The organism is Oleiphilus sp. HI0061 (genome assembly GCF_001635675.1).
The window spans coordinates 1-1955 of the sequence record NZ_LWFE01001419.1; the positions used below are offsets into that span (position 1 = coordinate 1).

Consider the following 1955-nt stretch of genomic DNA (forward strand, 5'->3'; position numbering starts at 1 on the left):
CTTACAAGGGCACTGTTTTTATAGAAAGGTTGGTTAAGAGAATGAGTCTACGTCAGCAAATATTGCAAGAAATGAAAGTTAAGCCTGAGATAGATGTTGAGCAGGAAATCAATACGCGTGTTGCATTTATCAAGCGGAAATTGAAAGATTCAGGTTTGAAAACTTTGGTGCTTGGCATTAGTGGTGGCATCGACTCTTGCACCTGTGGAAAGTTGGCGCAAATGGCCGTTGATCAGCTTAACCAGGAAAATGCTCACCCTCATAGCTTCCAGTTCGTTGCAGTACGGCTACCTTATGGCGAGCAGGCTGATGAGCATGATGCGCAGCTATCAATTGACTTTATTCAACCAAGTCACGCAGTTGCGGTAAACGTAAAGTCAGCTTCCGATGCAATCCATCAAGAGGTGACTGCAGCACTGGACTCGGTAGACCAGTTACATGCTTCCGATCAACGTTTGGACTTTTCAAAAGGTAACGTCAAAGCGAGAGAGCGGATGGTTGCCCAATATCATATCGCCGGTATTTTGGGTGGCTTGGTATTGGGAACGGATCACTCTGCAGAAAATATAACCGGCTTTTTCACCAAATACGGTGATGGTGCAGTGGATTTGATCCCTTTGTTTGGTTTGAATAAGCGTCAGGTGCGTGCTTGCGCAAGCTTTCTTGGCGCGCCAGAGGCTATTATATCCAAGGCCCCAACTGCAGATCTTGAGTCCAACGAACCGGGCAAGAAAGATGAAGACGCATTGGGTATCAGCTATGATCAAATCGATGATTTTTTGGAAGGAAAAGAAATCGAAGAATGGGCTGAAGAGCGCTTGATGAAGATTTATCAAAGCACCCAACACAAGCGCCAGCCTATTCCTAGTATCTACGACTAAGCCTTAGGCCTTAGAATAGAACAGATTCATCTGTATCTGACTGGCTAACTTCTTTTCTCTCTTGACGGATTTTGGTTCTACGGTCTGTAGAGCTGAGAACCTCGTCGATATGAATTGAAGATAAATTAGCACTGATGCTGTCGGATAACTTCTTAAGGTCTTCGCTGGTAATCGCCTGAAGGGAGTTATGCTGCAAAGCTTCGCTATTCAATTTGCTGATCGCATCAGCAGAGCGTTTTGACTTTTCTTCTGTTTCACACTGTAAGGCCATGGCGTCTTTGATCTTTTGTGCCAATAAAATAATGTCTTTGATAGCCCGCTCCGTCTTACTTAAGCCTTCTTTCGAGGATTGGGCACTTCGAACGGTTATTTGAATGTCTTTCTGGCTGGACTGCATAACACTGGAGGCATCATGTGTGCTCGTGTGGATGCTATCGACGATACTTTTTACCTGTTCGGCTGAACTTTGAGTCCTCTCGGCCAGTGAACGTACTTCGTCGGCAACGACGGCAAAACCCCGACCTTGTTCGCCTGCACGGGCTGCTTCGATTGCTGCGTTGAGTGCCAGTAGGTTAGTTTGCTCTGCGATGCTGGTGATCTCGGTGATAATCTGGTTGATCTGGTCGCTATCGTTACGCAATTTATCTAATACTTCATTCGACTCAGATATGCGCTTTTCAATGGTATCAATTGAGGAAGTTGTTGCATGTAGGTGCTCGCCAAAGCTATTGAGCTCGCTATTCATTTCGAGAATATGATTATTGATATCTCCAATGTCATGTTCGATGTTTTCGGTCGCCATGACCATATTATTTATTGCTCCACTCAACACGCCGCCGTGATGAGATTGCATCATCGTATTCTGGCTCATGGCACTGTAGGTTTCGGTTAATTCTGCGCTCATAGGGAGCAAGCGGGAGGCTCTAAGGTGAATCCCCTGTATAGCCTGCTCAGCATTGCTCAGGCGCTGATTCAAAATTTCAAATAACTCTTTGGGCGCGCCAGACATGTTTTGGGTATTTAATTGCGTCGAGTAAGAAAACTTCTCTTCGAGGTTCGCTTTTAATGCAGAGA

At 45.4% G+C, this 1955-nt stretch carries 2 protein-coding genes; one reads left to right on the forward strand and one right to left on the reverse strand.

The annotated features are described in order from the left end of the window. Nucleotides 1-71 precede the first annotated feature (71 nt). The gene (nadE, locus tag A3735_RS22465) at nt 72-881 is read left to right on the forward strand and encodes an ammonia-dependent NAD(+) synthetase (RefSeq protein ID WP_369820549.1); all 810 of its coding nucleotides are present in this window, start codon (nt 72-74) and stop codon (nt 879-881) included. 10 nt (nt 882-891) lie between these two features. Here nadE and A3735_RS22470 read toward each other — a convergent pair. After that, nucleotides 892-1955, reverse strand: a 1064-nt coding sequence (locus tag A3735_RS22470; protein ID WP_068638691.1) for a methyl-accepting chemotaxis protein, incomplete at its 5' end; no start/stop codon positions are given.

Coding starts and splice junctions, on each gene's coding strand:
- nadE (WP_369820549.1), top strand. CDS start 72: ATGAAAGTTAAGCCTGAGATAGATGTTGAGCAGGAAATCAATACGCGT.